Source organism: Vibrio sp. J2-4, assembly GCF_021728155.1.
Taxonomy (GTDB): Bacteria; Pseudomonadota; Gammaproteobacteria; order Enterobacterales; family Vibrionaceae; genus Vibrio; species Vibrio diabolicus.
Genome location: NZ_JAKKCN010000010.1, coordinates 34,102 through 52,831, shown reverse-complemented (window position 1 = coordinate 52,831; position 18,730 = coordinate 34,102). Strand labels below are relative to the sequence as shown.

Annotated in this window: 19 protein-coding genes; 18 read left to right on the top strand and 1 reads right to left on the bottom strand. The window is 46.6% G+C overall.

The genetic code is table 11. The annotated features are described in order from the left end of the window. Positions 1-2: 2 nt before the first annotated feature. From yidC to glmU, 17 genes are all read left to right on the top strand, one after another. The gene (gene yidC / locus L3V32_RS23205; protein ID WP_005383834.1) at positions 3-1,625 is read left to right on the top strand and encodes a membrane protein insertase YidC; all 1,623 of its coding nucleotides are present in this window, start codon (positions 3-5) and stop codon (positions 1,623-1,625) included. Positions 1,626-1,742: 117 nt separating this feature from the next. Continuing rightward, a complete protein-coding gene (gene mnmE, locus L3V32_RS23200) occupies positions 1,743-3,104 on the top strand; it encodes a tRNA uridine-5-carboxymethylaminomethyl(34) synthesis GTPase MnmE (protein ID WP_237285338.1) in 1,362 nt (453 codons plus the stop codon). Positions 3,105-3,203: 99 nt separating this feature from the next. After that, positions 3,204-3,638 (top strand): FMN-binding protein MioC, encoded by a 435-nt coding sequence (gene mioC / locus L3V32_RS23195; RefSeq protein ID WP_005394096.1) that lies wholly within the window; start codon positions 3,204-3,206, stop codon positions 3,636-3,638. A 477-nt stretch (positions 3,639-4,115) separates the two neighbouring features. Next, complete coding sequence (gene mnmG / locus L3V32_RS23190) at positions 4,116-6,011, top strand: tRNA uridine-5-carboxymethylaminomethyl(34) synthesis enzyme MnmG (RefSeq protein WP_237285336.1); 1,896 nt, start codon at positions 4,116-4,118, stop codon at positions 6,009-6,011. Continuing rightward, complete coding sequence (rsmG, locus tag L3V32_RS23185) at positions 6,011-6,646, top strand: 16S rRNA (guanine(527)-N(7))-methyltransferase RsmG (RefSeq protein WP_005394093.1); 636 nt, start codon at positions 6,011-6,013, stop codon at positions 6,644-6,646. Before mnmG ends, rsmG begins: the two co-directional genes overlap by 1 nt. Positions 6,647-6,656: 10 nt before the next feature. Beyond that, positions 6,657-7,430: a ParA family protein gene (locus L3V32_RS23180; protein ID WP_005383838.1), complete on the top strand. Its 774-nt coding sequence runs from the start codon at positions 6,657-6,659 to the stop codon at positions 7,428-7,430. Positions 7,431-7,454: 24 nt separating this feature from the next. Next, positions 7,455-8,336 (top strand): ParB/RepB/Spo0J family partition protein, encoded by an 882-nt coding sequence (locus tag L3V32_RS23175; RefSeq protein ID WP_074190059.1) that lies wholly within the window; start codon positions 7,455-7,457, stop codon positions 8,334-8,336. A 189-nt stretch (positions 8,337-8,525) separates the two neighbouring features. Beyond that, the gene (locus L3V32_RS23170; RefSeq protein ID WP_005378921.1) at positions 8,526-8,915 is read left to right on the top strand and encodes a F0F1 ATP synthase subunit I; all 390 of its coding nucleotides are present in this window, start codon (positions 8,526-8,528) and stop codon (positions 8,913-8,915) included. A gap of 8 nt (positions 8,916-8,923) precedes the next feature. Further along, positions 8,924-9,736 (top strand): F0F1 ATP synthase subunit A, encoded by an 813-nt coding sequence (gene atpB / locus L3V32_RS23165; RefSeq protein ID WP_005378922.1) that lies wholly within the window; start codon positions 8,924-8,926, stop codon positions 9,734-9,736. 57 nt (positions 9,737-9,793) lie between these two features. After that, the gene (atpE, locus tag L3V32_RS23160; protein ID WP_002540812.1) at positions 9,794-10,048 is read left to right on the top strand and encodes a F0F1 ATP synthase subunit C; all 255 of its coding nucleotides are present in this window, start codon (positions 9,794-9,796) and stop codon (positions 10,046-10,048) included. Between the two features lie 74 nt (positions 10,049-10,122). Further along, complete coding sequence (atpF, locus tag L3V32_RS23155; protein ID WP_031780375.1) at positions 10,123-10,593, top strand: F0F1 ATP synthase subunit B; 471 nt, start codon at positions 10,123-10,125, stop codon at positions 10,591-10,593. 14 nt (positions 10,594-10,607) lie between these two features. Next, positions 10,608-11,141, top strand: coding sequence for a F0F1 ATP synthase subunit delta (atpH, locus tag L3V32_RS23150; protein ID WP_005394085.1), 534 nt, complete (start codon positions 10,608-10,610; stop codon positions 11,139-11,141). Between the two features lie 13 nt (positions 11,142-11,154). Next, positions 11,155-12,696 (top strand): F0F1 ATP synthase subunit alpha, encoded by a 1,542-nt coding sequence (gene atpA, locus L3V32_RS23145; protein WP_005394084.1) that lies wholly within the window; start codon positions 11,155-11,157, stop codon positions 12,694-12,696. Between the two features lie 44 nt (positions 12,697-12,740). After that, on the top strand, positions 12,741-13,607 hold the full coding sequence (atpG, locus tag L3V32_RS23140; RefSeq protein WP_150916029.1) for a F0F1 ATP synthase subunit gamma: 867 nt from the start codon (positions 12,741-12,743) through the stop codon (positions 13,605-13,607). 35 nt (positions 13,608-13,642) lie between these two features. After that, positions 13,643-15,046, top strand: a complete 1,404-nt coding sequence (gene atpD, locus L3V32_RS23135; RefSeq protein WP_005383849.1) for a F0F1 ATP synthase subunit beta — start codon at positions 13,643-13,645, stop codon at positions 15,044-15,046. Positions 15,047-15,064: 18 nt separating this feature from the next. Continuing rightward, positions 15,065-15,487: a F0F1 ATP synthase subunit epsilon gene (locus L3V32_RS23130; protein ID WP_005378937.1), complete on the top strand. Its 423-nt coding sequence runs from the start codon at positions 15,065-15,067 to the stop codon at positions 15,485-15,487. A gap of 149 nt (positions 15,488-15,636) precedes the next feature. Beyond that, the gene (glmU, locus tag L3V32_RS23125) at positions 15,637-16,998 is read left to right on the top strand and encodes a bifunctional UDP-N-acetylglucosamine diphosphorylase/glucosamine-1-phosphate N-acetyltransferase GlmU (RefSeq protein ID WP_005394079.1); all 1,362 of its coding nucleotides are present in this window, start codon (positions 15,637-15,639) and stop codon (positions 16,996-16,998) included. An 81-nt stretch (positions 16,999-17,079) separates the two neighbouring features. Here the strand turns inward: glmU and L3V32_RS23120 are convergent, their stop codons facing one another. Next, the gene (locus L3V32_RS23120; protein WP_046874589.1) at positions 17,080-17,820 is read right to left on the bottom strand and encodes an amino acid ABC transporter permease; all 741 of its coding nucleotides are present in this window, start codon (positions 17,818-17,820) and stop codon (positions 17,080-17,082) included. A 115-nt stretch (positions 17,821-17,935) separates the two neighbouring features. Between L3V32_RS23120 and L3V32_RS23115 the strand changes: the two genes are divergently transcribed. Then, entirely contained in the window at positions 17,936-18,712 is a 777-nt protein-coding gene (locus tag L3V32_RS23115; protein WP_046874590.1) for a transporter substrate-binding domain-containing protein, read from the top strand. Positions 18,713-18,730: the final 18 nt, after the last annotated feature.

Sequence of the window (18,730 nt, the reverse complement as noted above, 5' to 3'; positions counted from 1 at the left end):
CGATGGATTCTCAACGTAATATCCTGCTCATCGGTTTGGCCCTGGTTTCTTTTTTGCTGTTTCAACAATGGCAAGTTGCAAAGAATCCAGAACCTCAAGCAGTTGAACAGGCTCAATCAAGCAGCACTCTACCTGCACCATCTTTTGCTGATGAACTTGACCCAGTTCCTGGTCAACAGCAAGCTTCTGCAAAAACTATCACAGTAACGACTGATGTTTTAACTCTGTCGATCGACACCGTTGGTGGCGATGTGGTACATGCCAACCTTAACGAATACTCTGCTGAGTTAGATTCATCAGATTCCTTTGTTCTGCTTAAAGACGCTCAAGGTCACCAATTTATCGCTCAAAGCGGTCTAGTGGGTCCTCAAGGTATCGACTTGAGCAGCACAAATCGCCCTCACTACAACGTAAGTGCAGACAGCTTCACAATGGCTGACGGTCAAGATGAACTTCGCGTTCCGATGACATTCACTGCAAACGGCATCGAATACACCAAAACTTACATCTTTAAACGCGGCAGCTACGCGCTTAATGTTGAATACGATGTAGTGAACAACTCAGGCAACAACGCAACATTTGGTATGTACGCTCACCTACGTCAAAACCTAATGGACGATGGTGGCAGCATCACAATGCCTACTTACCGTGGTGGCGCATACTCAACAGAAGATACGCGTTACAAGAAGTACAGCTTTGATGATATGCAGGATCGCAACCTGTCTCTTAACCTAGCCGATGGCCAAGGTTGGGCAGCAATGATTCAGCACTACTTTGCCGCAGCTTGGATCCCACGTAACGAACCAGGTACTAACCTATACACTCGTGTAATTGGCAACCTAGGCGACATCGGCGTTCGTATGCCGAACAAAACTATCGCAACAGGCGATCAGGCTAAGTTTGAAGCAACACTTTGGGTTGGTCCAAAACTGCAAGATGAAATGGCAGAAGTGGCACCTAACCTAGACCTAGTAGTGGACTACGGCTGGTTATGGTTCATTGCGAAGCCTCTTCATATGTTGCTTTCATTCATCCAGAGCTTTGTTGGTAACTGGGGTGTGGCAATCATCTGTCTGACCTTCATCGTTCGTGGTGCAATGTACCCACTAACAAAAGCGCAATACACGTCTATGGCGAAAATGCGTATGCTACAGCCTAAGCTGCAAGCAATGCGTGAGCGTATCGGTGATGACCGTCAGCGCATGAGCCAAGAAATGATGGAACTGTACAAGAAAGAGAAAGTGAACCCACTCGGTGGCTGTTTACCTCTTATCCTACAGATGCCTATCTTCATCGCACTATACTGGGCGCTAATGGAATCGGTAGAGCTTCGTCACTCACCATTCTTTGGTTGGATTCACGACTTGTCAGCGCAGGACCCTTACTACATCCTGCCGCTATTGATGGGTGCGTCTATGTTCCTAATCCAGAAGATGAGCCCGACAACAGTAACGGATCCAATGCAGCAGAAGATCATGACCTTTATGCCGGTTATGTTTACCTTCTTCTTCTTGTTCTTCCCATCAGGTCTCGTTCTGTACTGGTTGGTGTCGAACATCGTAACGCTTATCCAGCAAACTCTGATCTACAAAGGGTTAGAGAAAAAAGGCTTACACAGCAAGTAACCTTTTAGGAAATGATTGAGAAAGGCGGCCAAAAGGTCGCCTTTTTGTTTTTGGCTGATTACAATTCAGCTAACTAAAGTTATGGCTCAATTTGAGCCCAGCTCAAAAGGCAAAATTATGACTACAGATACGATTGTCGCTCAAGCGACCGCGCCTGGTCGTGGCGGTGTCGGTATTATTCGAGTATCAGGCCCTAAAGCCAACCAAGTGGCGTTAGAAGTCACGGGTAAGACACTAAAGCCCCGCTATGCAGAGTACCTGCCATTTAAGTCAGAAGATGGCACTGTGCTTGATCAGGGCATCGCTCTGTACTTCCCTAACCCGCACTCATTTACAGGTGAAGACGTACTTGAGCTGCAAGGCCATGGCGGCCCCGTCGTGATGGATATGCTGATAAAACGCATTCTAGGTATTAATGGTATTCGAGCAGCTCGCCCTGGTGAGTTCTCTGAACGCGCGTTCCTGAACGATAAACTCGACCTCGCTCAAGCAGAAGCAATTGCAGACCTCATTGATGCAAGTTCTGAAGAAGCAGCAAAATCGGCGCTGCAATCCTTACAGGGCGCCTTTTCAGGGCGCATTAATACCTTAGTTGAGTCGCTGATTCATTTGCGTATCTATGTTGAGGCAGCCATCGACTTCCCAGAAGAAGAGATCGACTTTCTGGCCGACGGCAAAGTGGCTGGTGACCTACAAGCCATCATCGACAACCTAGATGCGGTGCGCAAAGAAGCCAACCAAGGCGCAATCATGCGTGAAGGGATGAAAGTCGTGATTGCTGGTCGTCCAAATGCGGGCAAATCAAGCCTACTGAACGCGCTATCAGGCAAAGAGTCTGCAATCGTAACCGACATCGCAGGTACCACGCGTGACGTCCTGCGTGAGCATATCCACATTGATGGTATGCCACTGCACATCATTGATACAGCAGGTCTGCGTGATGCCTCCGACGAAGTCGAGAAAATCGGTATTGAGCGCGCGTGGGATGAAATCGCTCAAGCAGACCGCGTCTTGTTCATGGTGGATGGCACCACAACCGATGCCACCGATCCGAAAGATATCTGGCCAGACTTTGTGGATCGCCTACCCGACAATATCGGCATAACCGTGATCCGAAACAAAGCGGATCAAACGGGTGAAGAAATGGGGATCTGCCACATCAATAACCCTACCCTCATCCGCTTGTCAGCGAAAACTGGTGCAGGGGTTGAAGCTCTGCGTGAACACCTAAAAGAATGCATGGGCTTCTCAGGCAACAGTGAGGGTGGCTTTATGGCTCGTCGCCGTCACCTCGATGCGTTGGAACGCGCCGCACAGCACCTTCAAATAGGCCAGGAACAGCTTGAAGGCTATATGGCTGGTGAGATACTGGCAGAAGAGCTGCGCATCACCCAGCAGCATCTCAACGAGATTACCGGCGAGTTCAGTTCTGACGACTTACTGGGCCGAATCTTCTCTTCATTCTGTATCGGGAAGTAAATAATCGAACGCGCGGTGCTGAGCTTAACTCACACCGCGTTTCTTTTTGTACGGCAAGCCATCCTGAGCTTTAGCCGTCGCATTCAATAAGGAAGAAGTATGATCCACATTATTACAGGCAGCACGCTAGGTGGCGCAGAATACGTAGGGGATCACCTGAGTGATCTACTCAACGAGAATGGATTTGAAACAACGATCCACAATCAGCCATCTCTTGATGAGATCGAAAATCAAGGAACGTGGTTGGTGATCACCTCAACCCATGGGGCTGGTGAGTACCCTGATAATATTCAACCTTTTATCGCGGCATTACAAAATACCCCGCCGAAAATGACCGACGTAAAGTTCGCAGTGATTGCGATTGGTGATTCAAGCTATGATACGTTCTGCGCCGCTGGTCAACACGCTTATGATTTACTAGAGGACATTGGTGCCACACCGCTCGCTGATTGTCTTAAGATTGATGTACTGAGCCATGCTGTACCCGAAGACGCCGCAGAGGCATGGTTAAAAGAGAATATCGAACGCTTTTAAGCTCCCCGCTTTCCCTTCAACAGAGTCGAAATTCGGCTCTGTTTTCCCCAATGTGAATAACTCCCGTCAAATTATTTTGTTTAACTGCTCAAAAACCAACCAAACGAGCTGTGGGTAACTACCATAAGATCCAGTGATTTTCCTTTAGTTATCCCAATAACAACTTTGATCAATTTTACCCCCTGTGTATAACTACCACTTTTGATCCCAGGTAATCCTCGATCTGATCCAATCATGATCACAAGATATGATCCAAAGAAGATCCATGATCTTGTTGATCATTTTTAGGTTATCCACAGAAACGGTCGATCCTAATAGTAGATCTAATAAAAGATCATATATATAGATCTTATATATATTTATCTTGAAGCTTAAAACGGATAAAACGAGAAAACGTTTTTCTCTGTGGCATAAAGCAGGTAAAATACTGCTCCTTTATCTGTCCATTAAATCCCTTTGAATACCTGAGGTCAGTTCATGCTTTATCACGAAAACTTTGACGTCATTGTTGTCGGTGGCGGACACGCAGGAACGGAAGCCGCGCTCGCATCTGCACGCACAGGACAAAAAACGCTTCTCCTTACCCATAACATCGATACATTAGGCCAGATGTCTTGTAACCCGGCGATTGGTGGTATTGGTAAAGGTCACTTAGTAAAAGAAGTGGATGCTATGGGCGGTTTGATGGCTGAAGCCATCGACCATGCAGGTATTCAATTCCGTACACTAAATGCCTCCAAAGGTCCTGCAGTTCGAGCGACTCGAGCTCAAGCGGATCGTGCTCTGTACAAAGCGTACGTCCGTAACGCATTAGAAAATGCACCCAACTTAACGCTGTTCCAGCAGTCAGTGGATGATCTGATTGTTGAGCAAGACCGCGCGGTTGGCGTGGTGACTCAAATGGGACTTCGCTTCCATGCGAAAGCCGTCGTACTAACGGTAGGTACGTTCCTTGGTGGTAAGATCCACATCGGCATGGAGAGCTCTTCAGGCGGACGCGCAGGGGATCCACCGTCGATCGCATTAGCGGATCGATTACGTGAGCTGCCATTCCGTGTGGATCGTTTAAAAACGGGTACCCCACCGCGCATTGATGCTCGCACTGTTGATTTTTCAGTGCTTGAAGCTCAGCACGGTGATAACCCTACCCCTGTATTTTCATTCATGGGTAAACGCGAACAACACCCGCGTCAGATCCCATGTTTTATTACGCACACCAATGAGCAAACGCACGACGTGATCCGTAGCAACTTGGATCGCAGTCCGATGTACGCGGGTGTGATTGAAGGCATTGGTCCGCGTTACTGCCCGTCGATTGAAGACAAAGTGATGCGTTTTGCGGATAAAAATAGCCACCAAATCTTCATTGAGCCAGAAGGTTTAACGACGCACGAGCTATACCCTAACGGTATCTCGACTAGCTTGCCATTTGATGTGCAAGTACAAATCGTTCGCTCAATGAAAGGCTTTGAAAATGCGCATATCGTTCGTCCTGGTTATGCGATTGAGTACGATTTCTTCGATCCACGTGATTTGAAGCAAACGTACGAAACCAAGTTTATTCATGGTCTGTTCTTTGCCGGTCAGATTAATGGTACGACTGGCTACGAAGAAGCCGCAGCGCAAGGCTTGATGGCCGGTCTAAACGCAAGCTTGTACAGCCAAGAAAAAGAAGGTTGGAGCCCACGTCGTGACCAAGCTTACATGGGCGTATTGATTGATGATTTATCGACCATGGGTACCAAAGAACCGTACCGCATGTTCACTTCTCGTGCGGAATATCGCTTGTTGCTACGTGAAGATAACGCCGATTTACGTTTAACGGAAAAAGCACGCGAGTTAGGCTTGATTGACGATGTTCGTTGGGCTCGCTTTAACGAGAAAATCAATAACATGGAAACGGAACGTCAGCGTTTGAAATCAACGTGGATGAATCCGAAATCAGAAGGCGTGGATGAGCTGAACAAGCTGCTGAAAACCCCAATGGCACGTGAAGCGAGTGGTGAGGATCTTCTGCGTCGTCCAGAGATCATTTATTCGCAACTGACGCAACTTGAAGCGTTTGCTCCTGCACTTGAAGATCAGCAAGCGGCTGAGCAAGTTGAAATTCAAGTAAAATACGATGGTTACATCAAGCGTCAGCAGGAAGAGATCGAAAAATCATTGCGTCACGAAAATACCAAGCTACCCGCAGATTTGGATTACCGCGATGTAAAAGGTTTATCAAACGAAGTCGTTGCTAAACTGAGTGAGGCCAAACCAGAGAGCATCGGTATTGCATCGCGCATTTCTGGTATTACGCCTGCTGCAATTTCTATTCTACTTGTTCACTTGAAAAAGCATGGTTTGCTGAAGAAAGGTGAGGAAGAATAATGAGCGCATTGCGAACAAAGCTGGATTCACTGATCGCGAAAACCGATTTAGAAGTGTCAGAGCAACAAAGAGAGCAATTGGTCGGTTACGTCGAACTGCTCGACAAGTGGAACAAAGCGTACAACTTAACGTCGGTGCGCGATCCGCTTGATATGTTAGTGAAACATATTCTTGATAGCATCGTGGTGAGCACACACCTGCCCGGTGAGCGTTTCATTGATGTTGGTACTGGTCCGGGCTTACCGGGCATACCTTTGGCAATCATGAACCCTGAGAAGACCTTCTTCTTGCTCGACAGTCTTGGCAAACGCATCCGTTTTATCAAGCAAGTCGTGCACACATTAGGGCTGAAAAACGTGACACCAATTCAAAGTCGCGTCGAAGAATTCCAACCTGAAGAAAAATTTGATGGCGTTTTGAGTCGAGCTTTTGCTTCAATGACAGACATGGTGGAATGGTGCCACCATTTGCCGAAACAAGAGCATGGGGTGTTTCTAGCGCTGAAAGGACAGCACCCTAAAGATGAAATGGATCAGCTTCCTGAATGGTGCAGTGTGACAGAGATCATATCTTTAGCTGTTCCTGAGTTGGAAGGTGATCGTCATCTAGTAATCTTATCGCGCAAGGAAAATTAGCGAGGTAATCGTGGGTAAAATTGTAGCAATCGCCAACCAGAAAGGTGGGGTCGGCAAAACAACAACGTGCATTAACTTAGCGGCTTCGATGGCGGCAACAAAGCGCAAGGTTTTGGTGATCGATCTCGACCCGCAAGGCAATGCTACGATGGCCAGTGGCGTGGATAAATATATGGTCGATGCCACCGCATACGATCTTTTGGTCGAAGATACACCGTTCGATCAAGTCGTTTGTACCCAAACAACAGGGAAGTATGATTTGATCGCGGCGAACGGTGACGTAACCGCGGCAGAGATCAAATTGATGGAAGTGTTCGCTCGCGAAGTGCGTTTAAAAAATGCATTGTCGTCAGTTCGCGATAACTATGATTTCATCTTTATTGATTGTCCTCCTTCTCTAAACCTTCTTACAATCAATGCGATGGCGGCAGCTGATTCTGTGCTGGTGCCGATGCAATGTGAATACTTTGCGTTAGAAGGTTTAACTGCTCTTATGGACACAATCAGCAAGTTAGCGGCTGTGGTTAATGAAAACCTCAAAATCGAAGGTTTACTGCGTACTATGTACGACCCGCGCAACCGTCTATCGAATGAAGTGTCCGATCAACTTAAAAAACACTTTGGCAATAAAGTTTATCGTACCGTCATTCCGCGTAATGTGCGTTTGGCCGAAGCGCCAAGTCACGGTAAACCAGCGATGTACTACGATAAGTACTCTGCAGGAGCCAAAGCGTATCTTGCTCTAGCGGGCGAAATGCTCCGCCGCGAAGAAATCCCAGTTTAACTCTAACCTAAGGAATTCAATCCCATGTCTAAGCGTGGTCTCGGAAAAGGACTGGATGCGTTATTGTCGACCAGTTCGTTTGCTCGTGAAAAACAGCATATTGCATCGCATAGCCAAGAATTATCGGCAGACGGTGAGTTAACCGACTTAGCGATTGGTCAATTGCAACCGGGCGTATACCAACCGCGTAAAGATATGGCGCCTGAAGCGCTAGAAGAATTAGCAGCTTCGATTCAGTCACAAGGCATTATTCAGCCAATTGTGGTTCGCCAGGTTGAAAGCGGCCAGTTTGAGATCATCGCAGGTGAGCGTCGCTGGCGTGCGGCAAGGCAGGCTGGTTTAAAACGCGTGCCGTGTTTGGTGAAGAAAGTCGAAGATCGCGCGGCGATTGCCATGGCGTTGATTGAGAACATTCAACGTGAAGACTTGAATGTGATTGAAGAAGCACAAGCGCTTGAGCGCTTACAAGACGAATTTACGCTTACGCATCAACAAGTCGCAGAAGTGATTGGTAAGTCGAGAACGACAGTCAGTAACTTGTTACGTTTAAATCAGCTTGAGTCCAATGTGAAAAGCTTGGTTGCGGATAAATTGCTAGAAATGGGTCATGCGCGAGCGCTATTGGCCTTGCAGGGTGAGAAGCAGGTTGAGGTTGCTCAACAAGTCGCGAAAAAGCAAATGACTGTTCGCCAAACCGAACAGTTAGTAAAAAAGTGCTTAGCCCCACAAAATGAGCAAAAAGGGCAACAAGAAGATACCGAAGCTGAGCAAATGTCGCATAAATTGAGTCAGCTGCTTGATGCAAAAGTTTCTCTGACCCGTTCTGCAAACGGAAAAGCGAAATTGACGATAAGTATTGATGAGCCTCACAAATTGGACCAACTAATTGCCAAGCTTGAGGCCTAGATGAGATAATTGATTTAGGTCAATTAATCTAATTAATCGAATTTTGTGCGAAAGTTGTCGTTTTGTAAACAAAACTGTAAGTTTTTGATGCAATCGAATTGCTTTACGTTGAACTGAACGTATAATTTTCGCCAATTTCCCAGCACAGAGAGTTTAGTGCGAAGTGGATATTACTAGAGGTACGAATACATGGTAGCTGCGTTAGCTAGACCAGGACGAGAGCTCGCAAGGCAATTGTTAATGATCCAGTCTGGCGCGGTTATTTTTGTGGCAGCAGGAATGGCGGTAGCCATAAATCCTGACTGGGGATTTTCAGCGCTGATTGGCGGAGGCATTTTTGTTGTTGCCAATGCAGTATTCGCGCTGTGTGCTTTCATGTTTAGTGGGGCTCGCGCTGCCAAGCGCATCGCGGCTTCCTTCTATACGGGTGAAGTACTGAAAATTCTCATCACGGTTGCACTGTTCTATGTTGCCTACATGTATATGCAGGTGGAACTTGTTCCCCTCAAACTAACCTATTTGCTGGTACTAGGTATTAATATCTGTGCACCAGTGCTATTCATTAACAACAAAAAATAGGATGAGTTATGGCTGCGCCAGGTGAAGCGCTAACATCGTCCGGTTACATTGCCCACCACCTTTCTAACCTATCGCTGTATAAGTTGGGTTTAGTAGGGTCGGAGACAAGTTTCTGGAACGTACATATCGATAGCCTGTTTTTTTCTTGGTTTACTGGTTTAATCTTCCTCGGAATTTTTTACAAAGTAGCGAAGAGAACAACAGCGGGTGTACCGGGTAAGCTTCAGTGTGCTGTAGAAATGATCGTTGAATTTGTCGCCGATAACGTCAAAGACACGTTCCATGGACGCAACCCACTGATCGCGCCTTTAGCACTGACTATCTTTTGTTGGGTATTTTTGATGAACGTGATGGACTTAGTTCCTATCGACTTCTTACCGTACCCAGCAGAACATTGGCTAGGTATCCCTTACCTTAAGGTTGTACCGTCTGCTGATGTGAATATCACCATGGCTATGGCTCTAGGCGTTTTTGCATTGATGATTTACTACAGCATCAAAGTGAAAGGTCTAGGTGGATTCGCAAAAGAACTTGCACTACATCCATTCAATCACCCACTTATGATTCCGTTTAACCTACTGATTGAAGTGGTATCGCTACTGGCGAAACCTCTATCACTTGGTATGCGTCTATTCGGTAACATGTTCGCGGGTGAGGTTGTATTCATTCTTTGTGCGGCAATGCTACCATGGTACTTACAATGGATGGGTTCACTACCGTGGGCAATCTTCCATATCTTGGTTATTACGATTCAAGCCTTCGTATTCATGATGTTGACAATTGTTTACCTGTCAATGGCACACGAAGATCCTGATCATTAATTTTTTTAAAGCTTTTTATTTGGGCACTAAGCCAACAACTATAAATTGGAGATAGTAATGGAAACTTTACTGAGCTTTTCTGCAATCGCCGTAGGTATTATCGTCGGTCTTGCTTCTCTTGGTACAGCGATTGGTTTCGCACTGCTAGGTGGTAAATTCCTAGAAGGTGCTGCACGTCAACCAGAAATGGCTCCTATGCTACAAGTTAAGATGTTCATCATCGCGGGTCTACTTGATGCGGTTCCAATGATCGGTATCGTAATCGCGCTACTATTCACTTTCGCAAACCCATTCGTTGGTCAACTAGGTTAATCACCTTTAACTCGGGACGAGCGATTAGCGCTTGTCACTGATTAACACTAAGTCCAAATAGAGGGGTAGCTGTTGTGAACATAAACGCAACTCTGCTAGGTCAAGCAATCTCGTTTGCACTATTTGTGTGGTTCTGCATGAAGTATGTATGGCCACCATTGATGAAAGCGATCGAAGAGCGTCAGAAGAAAATTGCTGATGGCCTTCAAGCAGCAGAACGTGCTGCGAAAGACTTGGATCTAGCACAAGCCAACGCTTCTGATCAATTGAAAGAAGCGAAGCGCACAGCAACTGAGATCATCGAACAAGCGAACAAGCGCAAGTCTCAAATTCTTGATGAAGCTCGCGAGGAAGCTCAGGCAGAACGCCAGAAAATCCTAGCGCAAGCAGAAGCAGAACTTGAAGCTGAACGCAATCGTGCGCGCGATGACCTGCGCAAACAAGTTGCTACTCTGGCTGTAGCTGGTGCTGAGAAAATCCTTGAGCGTTCTATCGATAAAGATGCGCAAAAAGATATTCTCGACAACATTACTGCAAAACTTTAAGTCTGGGGGCGCATATGTCTGATTTGACTACTATCGCACGCCCCTATGCTAAAGCAGCCTTCGACTTTGCTTTAGAGAAAGACCAGTTGGACCAATGGGGCCAAATGTTATCTTTTGCTGCTGAAGTGGCCAAAAACGAACAAATGAACGAACTTCTAACCGGTTCGGTTTCTGCTGATAAAATGGCAGAGATTTTTGTTGCAGTTTGCGGCGAACAAGTTGATACGCACGGTCAAAACCTTTTGAAGGTGATGGCTGAGAATGGTCGTTTAGCGGCCCTTCCTGATGTTTGCACAGAGTTTTACACTCTGAAGAAAGAGCATGAGAAAGAAATCGATGTTGAAGTCATTTCAGCAACAGAACTTTCTGATGAGCAACTTGCAAACATTGGCAGCAAACTTGAAAAGCGTCTTGAACGCAAAGTGAAGCTGAATTGCAGTGTAGATGAGACCCTACTTGGTGGGGTTATTATTCGAGCCGGAGACCTAGTCATCGATGACTCAGCGCGTGGTCGTTTGAACCGCCTGAGCGATGCATTGCAGTCTTAATGGGGATTGGAGCATGCAACTTAATTCCACGGAAATTAGCGATCTAATCAAACAACGCATCGAATCTTTCGAAGTTGTTAGTGAAGCTCGCAACGAGGGTACTATCGTATCGGTAAGCGATGGTATCATCCGCATCCACGGCCTAGCGGACGTGATGCAAGGTGAAATGATTGAATTACCGGGTGGCCGTTATGCACTGGCACTTAACCTTGAGCGTGACTCGGTTGGTGCGGTTGTAATGGGCCCATATGCTGACCTTAAGGAAGGCATGAAAGTTACAGGTACTGGCCGCATTCTTGAAGTGCCAGTTGGTCCAGAACTACTAGGCCGCGTAGTAAACACGCTGGGTGAGCCTATCGATGGTAAAGGTCCAATCGAAGCGAAAATGACTTCGCCTGTAGAAGTGATCGCACCAGGTGTAATCGACCGTAAATCGGTAGACCAACCTGTGCAAACTGGTTATAAGTCAGTTGACTCAATGATCCCAATCGGTCGTGGTCAGCGTGAGCTTATCATCGGTGACCGTCAGATTGGTAAAACAGCACTGGCGATCGACGCGATCATCAACCAGAAAGACTCTGGTATTTTCTCTATCTACGTAGCAATTGGTCAGAAAGCATCGACTATCGCTAACGTAGTTCGCAAACTAGAAGAGCACGGCGCACTACAAAACACGATCGTTGTAGTTGCATCAGCTTCTGAATCTGCAGCGCTGCAATACCTAGCGCCATACGCAGGTTGTGCGATGGGTGAATACTTCCGCGATCGCGGTGAAGACGCACTGATTGTTTACGATGACCTATCTAAGCAAGCGGTAGCTTACCGTCAGATCTCTCTACTACTTAAACGTCCACCAGGCCGTGAGGCATTCCCAGGTGACGTATTCTACTTACACTCGCGTCTACTAGAGCGTGCAGCTCGTGTAAACGAAGAGTACGTAGAACGTTTCACTAACGGTGAAGTGAAAGGTAAGACTGGTTCATTGACTGCTCTTCCTATCATCGAAACTCAAGCAGGTGACGTTTCAGCATTCGTACCGACTAACGTAATCTCGATTACCGATGGTCAGATCTTCCTACAAACTGAGCTATTCAACGCCGGTGTTCGTCCAGCGGTTGACCCAGGTATCTCAGTATCTCGTGTAGGTGGTTCAGCTCAGACGAAAATCATCAAGAAACTATCAGGTGGTATCCGTACAGCACTAGCTGCATACCGCGAACTAGCGGCATTTGCTCAGTTCTCTTCTGACCTTGATGAAGCAACGAAGAAACAGCTAGACCATGGTCAAAAAGTAACAGAACTAATGAAGCAGAAGCAGTACGCTCCAATGTCTGTATTTGACCAAGCTCTAACTATCTTCGCGGCAGAGCGCGGTTACCTTGATGATGTAGAACTTAACAAAGTTCTAGATTTCGAGGCGGCTCTACTATCGTACGCTCGCGGTCAATACGCTGAACTAGCAGCTGAGATCGACAAGTCTGGCGCTTACAACGATGAAATCGAAGCTCAGTTGAAGAAACTGACTGACGACTTCAAAGCAACCCAAACTTGGTAATTAGGTCGGTGGCAGTTTCTGCCACCAACTAACGGAGAGTAACGATGGCCGGCGCAAAAGAGATACGTAATAAAATCGGTAGTGTTAAAAGCACGCAGAAAATTACGAAAGCGATGGAAATGGTAGCAGCTTCAAAAATGCGTCGTTCTCAAGATGCAATGGAAGCTTCTCGTCCATACGCTGAAACAATGCGTAAAGTGATCGGTCATGTGGCTAACGCAAACCTAGAGTACCGTCATCCGTACCTAGAAGAGCGTGAAGCTAAACGTGTTGGTTACATCATCGTTTCGACAGACCGTGGTCTGTGTGGTGGTTTGAACATTAACGTGTTCAAAAAAGCCGTTACAGACATGCAAACATGGAGAGAGAAAGGTGCTGAGATTGAGCTTGCCGTTGTTGGCTCAAAAGCAACAGCTTTCTTTAAACATGGTGGCGCAAAAGTTGCGGCACAGGTTTCTGGCCTGGGTGATAACCCAAGCTTAGAAGACCTAATCGGTTCTGTTGGCGTAATGCTGAAGAAATACGATGAAGGTGAGCTGGACCGTCTATACGTAGTATTCAACAAGTTTGTTAATACTATGGTTCAGCAACCAACGATCGATCAATTGCTACCTTTGCCTAAATCGGACAGCGAAGAGATGCAGCGTGAGCACTCATGGGACTACATCTATGAGCCTGAGCCAAAACCTCTACTGGATACGCTACTAGTGCGTTACGTAGAGTCTCAGGTATACCAAGGTGTGGTTGAGAACCTTGCTTGTGAACAAGCGGCTCGAATGATTGCGATGAAGGCTGCAACGGATAACGCAACCAACTTGATTGACGATTTGGAACTTGTGTACAACAAAGCCCGTCAGGCTGCGATCACACAAGAACTATCGGAAATCGTTGGTGGTGCTGCTGCGGTTTAAGCTTAGGTAAAACGAAATAGTTTAGAGGATTAACGATGGCTACAGGTAAGATCGTACAGATCATCGGTGCGGTAGTCGACGTAGAGTTCCCACAGAGCAATGTACCTAGTGTATATGACGCTCTAAACGTAACGGACTCAAAAGAGCGTCTAGTTCTTGAAGTTCAACAACAGCTAGGCGGTGGCGTAGTTCGTTGTATCGTAATGGGTAGCTCTGATGGTTTACGTCGTGGAGTTGAAGTGGTTAACACTGGCGCTCCAATTTCAGTACCAGTCGGTACTAAAACTCTAGGTCGTATCATGAACGTCCTAGGTGACGCGATTGATGAGCGTGGTGAAGTGGGCGCGGAAGAGGTTTACTCTATCCACCGCAGCGCACCAAGCTACGAAGAACAATCAAACGAGATCGCACTTCTAGAAACGGGCGTTAAAGTAATCGACCTAATTTGTCCATTCGCTAAGGGTGGTAAAATCGGTCTATTCGGTGGTGCTGGTGTAGGTAAGACCGTTAACATGATGGAACTTATCAACAACATCGCACTACAGCACTCAGGTCTATCCGTATTTGCGGGTGTTGGTGAGCGTACTCGTGAAGGTAACGATTTCTACTACGAGATGCAGGAAGCGGGCGTTGTAAACGTTGAGAAGCCTGAAGAATCTAAAGTAGCAATGGTTTACGGTCAGATGAACGAGCCACCAGGTAACCGTCTACGTGTTGCACTGACTGGTCTAACAATGGCAGAACGTTTCCGTGACGAAGGTCGTGACGTACTACTGTTCATTGATAACATCTACCGTTACACACTTGCAGGTACAGAGGTATCGGCACTGCTAGGTCGTATGCCTTCTGCGGTAGGTTACCAGCCAACTCTTGCAGAAGAGATGGGTGTACTTCAGGAGCGTATCACGTCAACGAAATCAGGTTCTATCACGTCTGTACAGGCGGTATACGTACCTGCGGATGACTTGACTGACCCGTCTCCAGCAACAACGTTCGCGCACTTGGATGCAACGGTTGTACTTAACCGTAACATCGCTGCAATGGGTCTATACCCTGCGATCGACCCACTAGATTCAACATCTCGTATGCTTGATCCACTAGTAGTTGGTCAAGATCACTACGAAGTTGCTCGTGGCGTTCAGCAGACACTTCAGCGCTACAAAGAGCTGAAAGACATCATTGCTATCCTAGGTATGGACGAGCTATCTGAAGAAGATAAGCAAGTTGTATCTCGTGCACGTAAGATTGAGCGTTTCCTAACTCAGCCTTACCACGTAGCAGAAGTATTTACAGGTGACCCTGGTATTTACGTACCTCTAAAAGAGACTCTACGTGGCTTTAAAGGTCTACTAGCTGGTGAATACGACGACATTCCTGAGCAGGCATTCATGTACTGCGGTAGCATCGACGATGCTATTGAGAATGCGAAGAAGCTATAAGGCTAACTAGGAGGCGATATGGCAGCAATAACCTTTCACCTAGACGTAGTAAGCGCTGAGAAGAAAATCTTCTCTGGTCGTGTTGAAACGTTTCAGGTGACCGGTAGCGAAGGTGAACTTGGTATTTTCCATGGTCACACACCGCTGCTGACCGCTATCAAGCCTGGTATGGTGCGTATTGTGAAACAGCACGGCCACGAAGAAATCATTTATGTTTCTGGTGGTATGGTAGAGATTCAGCCTGGTACAGCGACTGTACTGGCTGATACCGCTATCCGTGGTGAAGAGCTAGACGCAGCGAAGGCAGAAGAAGCCAAGCGCCGCGCTGAGGAGCAAATCCAGAATCAGCATGGTGACATGGACTTCGCACAAGCGGCCAGTGAACTGGCTAAAGCCATTGCTCAGCTACGAGTTATCGAGCTGACAAAAAAGCGTCGCTAAGCTCAATTAGCAACGTTGCATGACAAAAGGCGGCCAAATGGTCGCCTTTTTGATTAATTTTAGTTGGAAATTTACCTTACTCCATTAACTATTTTAAAAGAGCTGTTTAAAATAACGGCCAATTAACATAAAACGTCAATAGGTTCTCAATGAAATTCAGTGCTGTGATTCTTGCTGCGGGTAAAGGTACCCGTATGCATTCGAACATGCCTAAAGTGCTACACACTTTGGCAGGGAAGCCAATGGCAAAACATGTGATTGATACATGTACTGGTCTTGGTGCACAAAATATTCACTTAGTATTTGGTCACGGTGGTGATCAAATGCAAACCACTCTTGCTGAAGAGCCAGTAAACTGGGTGCTGCAAGCGGATCAGTTGGGGACTGGCCATGCAGTTGACCAAGCATCTCCTCGCTTCGAAGACGATGAGAAAATCCTCGTGCTTTATGGTGATGTGCCATTAATCTCAGCTGAAACCATCGAGAACTTGTTGGATGCTCAACCAACTGGTGGTATTGCACTGCTTACAGTGATGCTTGATAACCCAACAGGTTATGGTCGTATTATTCGTAAAAATGGTCCTGTTGTTGCGATCGTTGAGCAAAAAGATGCAACGGAAGAACAAAAACAAATTAAAGAGATCAACACGGGTGTCATGGTTGCGACTGGTGGGGATCTCAAGCGTTGGTTGTCTGGCTTAAACAACAACAACGCGCAAGGCGAATACTACCTAACTGACGTTATTGCAGCCGCACACGATGAAGGTCGTGCCGTTGAAGCTGTACACCCAGTCAATGCCATTGAGGTGGAAGGGGTCAACGACCGCGCACAGCTTGCTCGTCTAGAGCGTGCTTTCCAATCAATGCAAGCTCAGAAGCTACTAGAGCAAGGTGTGATGCTACGCGATCCAGCACGCTTTGATTTGCGTGGTGAGTTGCAGTGCGGTATGGACTGTGAAATTGACGTGAATGTTATCATTGAAGGTAAAGTATCACTCGGTGATAACGTGGTTATCGGTGCTGGCTGTGTACTGAAAGATTGCGAAATCGACGACAACACCATCGTTCGCCCTTACAGTGTGATTGAAGGTGCAACGGTTGGTGAAGAATGTACCGTTGGTCCATTTACTCGCCTTCGTCCTGGTGCTGAGATGCGTAACGATTCCCATGTGGGTAACTTCGTAGAAGTTAAAAATGCGCGTATCGGAGAAGGCTCAAAAGCGAACCACCTAACTTACCTTGGTGATGCTGAAATCGGTCAACGTACGAACATCGGTGCCGGTACGATTACTTGTAACTACGATGGTGCGAACAAGTTTAAAACCATCATCGGTAATGATGTATTTGTTGGTTCTGATAGTCAGCTGGTGGCTCCTGTCACTATCGCTGATGGCGCAACCATCGGTGCAGGCACGACGCTGACAAAAGATGTTGAAGAAGGCGAGTTAGTGATTACTCGCGTCAAAGAGCGCAAAATTAATGGCTGGCAACGCCCTGTAAAACAGAAATAAGCAGTACCTGCACTCTGTCGCTATATTGTCAAAGCCGCTCAACAAGAGCGGCTTTGTTGTTTCTAGCTAAAGGCTTCATCGTTAGTAACTGGGAATGGCGATGCGTTTTTCGAGCCAACGAACGGCTTGGGATACGAATAGAATGAGCAACAAGTACTCCAAAACGAGGAAGGTATAAATCTCTAGGGGTAAGTACTCATTCACCACTAGCTCATTAGCACGGCGAGTGAGATCGCTTAAACCAATCACACTGACTAAAGAGCTCATCTTGAGGATGTAGACAAATTGATTGCCCAATGGTGGGAGAATTTGTCGAAACGCTTGAGGAAGAATTACCAAGTGCATCTTTTGCCAATAGCTTAAGCTCAAAGATTCAGCCGCTTCATGCTGGCCACGACTGATGGCTTGGATTCCGCCGCGAAACACCTCCGCCATAAACGCACTCTCAGCAATGGTCAGGGCAATAACACCCGCCCAAAAGTGATTGAGTGAGACATCCAACAGCGTTGGCATGCCGTAATACACCCAAAGTAGTAAGACTAAAACAGGCACTGAACGGACTACCTCGACATAAATGCGGTTGATCCACTTCAAGTAGGGAGAGTTCGACAGAGCCGGTAGGGCGATGATTAAACCTAAGGTCATCGCAAATAACATACTGAGGAGTGATACTTGGATGGTGTCACTAAATCCGGCGATTAAAAACTTCAGATTGGTGAGTCCTTGCTCCGTGGAGGGATCGAGCACATACCAGCCCCATTGATAATCTGAGCAACCTGTGAGCAACAGCAGCGAAATCAGCCATAGAGTTCGAAAGGTCACATTTACTCCCTGAATTAACTAAAAAACTTCCATTGTTGCTGCTATGTTATCAATAGAGCTTTAATAAAGGTTAATCATTAAACCGCATAAGGTCATTATTTTTAAGGGAATAAAAATGAAAAAGATTTTACTAGCGCTAGGAATGTGTTTACTTGCTGCAACTCAAATTGCTCATGCTGAAAGCCGTCTTCAATCCATTTTAGACAGTGGTGTTCTCCGTGTTGGAACTACGGGAGATTGGAATCCGATGACGATGAAAGACCCTGCAACCAACAGTTATCGTGGCTTTGATATCGACGTAACGACAGAGCTTGCTAAAGATCTCGGTGTAAAAGTAGAGTATGTAGCCACGGATTGGAAGACTCTAGTCAATGGCATTATCGCCAACAAATACGATATTACTGGCAGCGCGTCCCTGAATATGTCGCGCGCGAAAGTCGCTGGATACAGCCAACCGTATTTCTACCTTGCCTTTGTACCCGTTGTGCAAAAGAAAGATCTCGCCAAATTCTCTGATTGGGCAGATTTTAATACGCCTGATGTGAAAGTCGCGGCGACACTAGGAACGGTGCAAGAAAAAATGGTGAAAGAGTTTTTCCCGCTGGCTCAACACATTGTGATTGAAGCGCCAGCGCGCGACTTCCAAGAATTACTAGCTCGCAGGGCCGATGTATCGGTGACGTCCAATGTGGAAGCAGCGACGTTGGTGGACAAGTTTAAACAACTGGCGATAGTACCAGTGACCGCTCCGCGTAAACCGACACCAATTGCGATGCTATTGCCGCAAGACGATCAAGTATGGATTAATTACATCAACCATTGGGTTGAGCTGAAAAAGACCCAAGGCTTTTTCAAGCTGACTGCCAAGAAGTGGGGGTTGAAAAGCTTATAAACAAAAAGAGCCGCATTA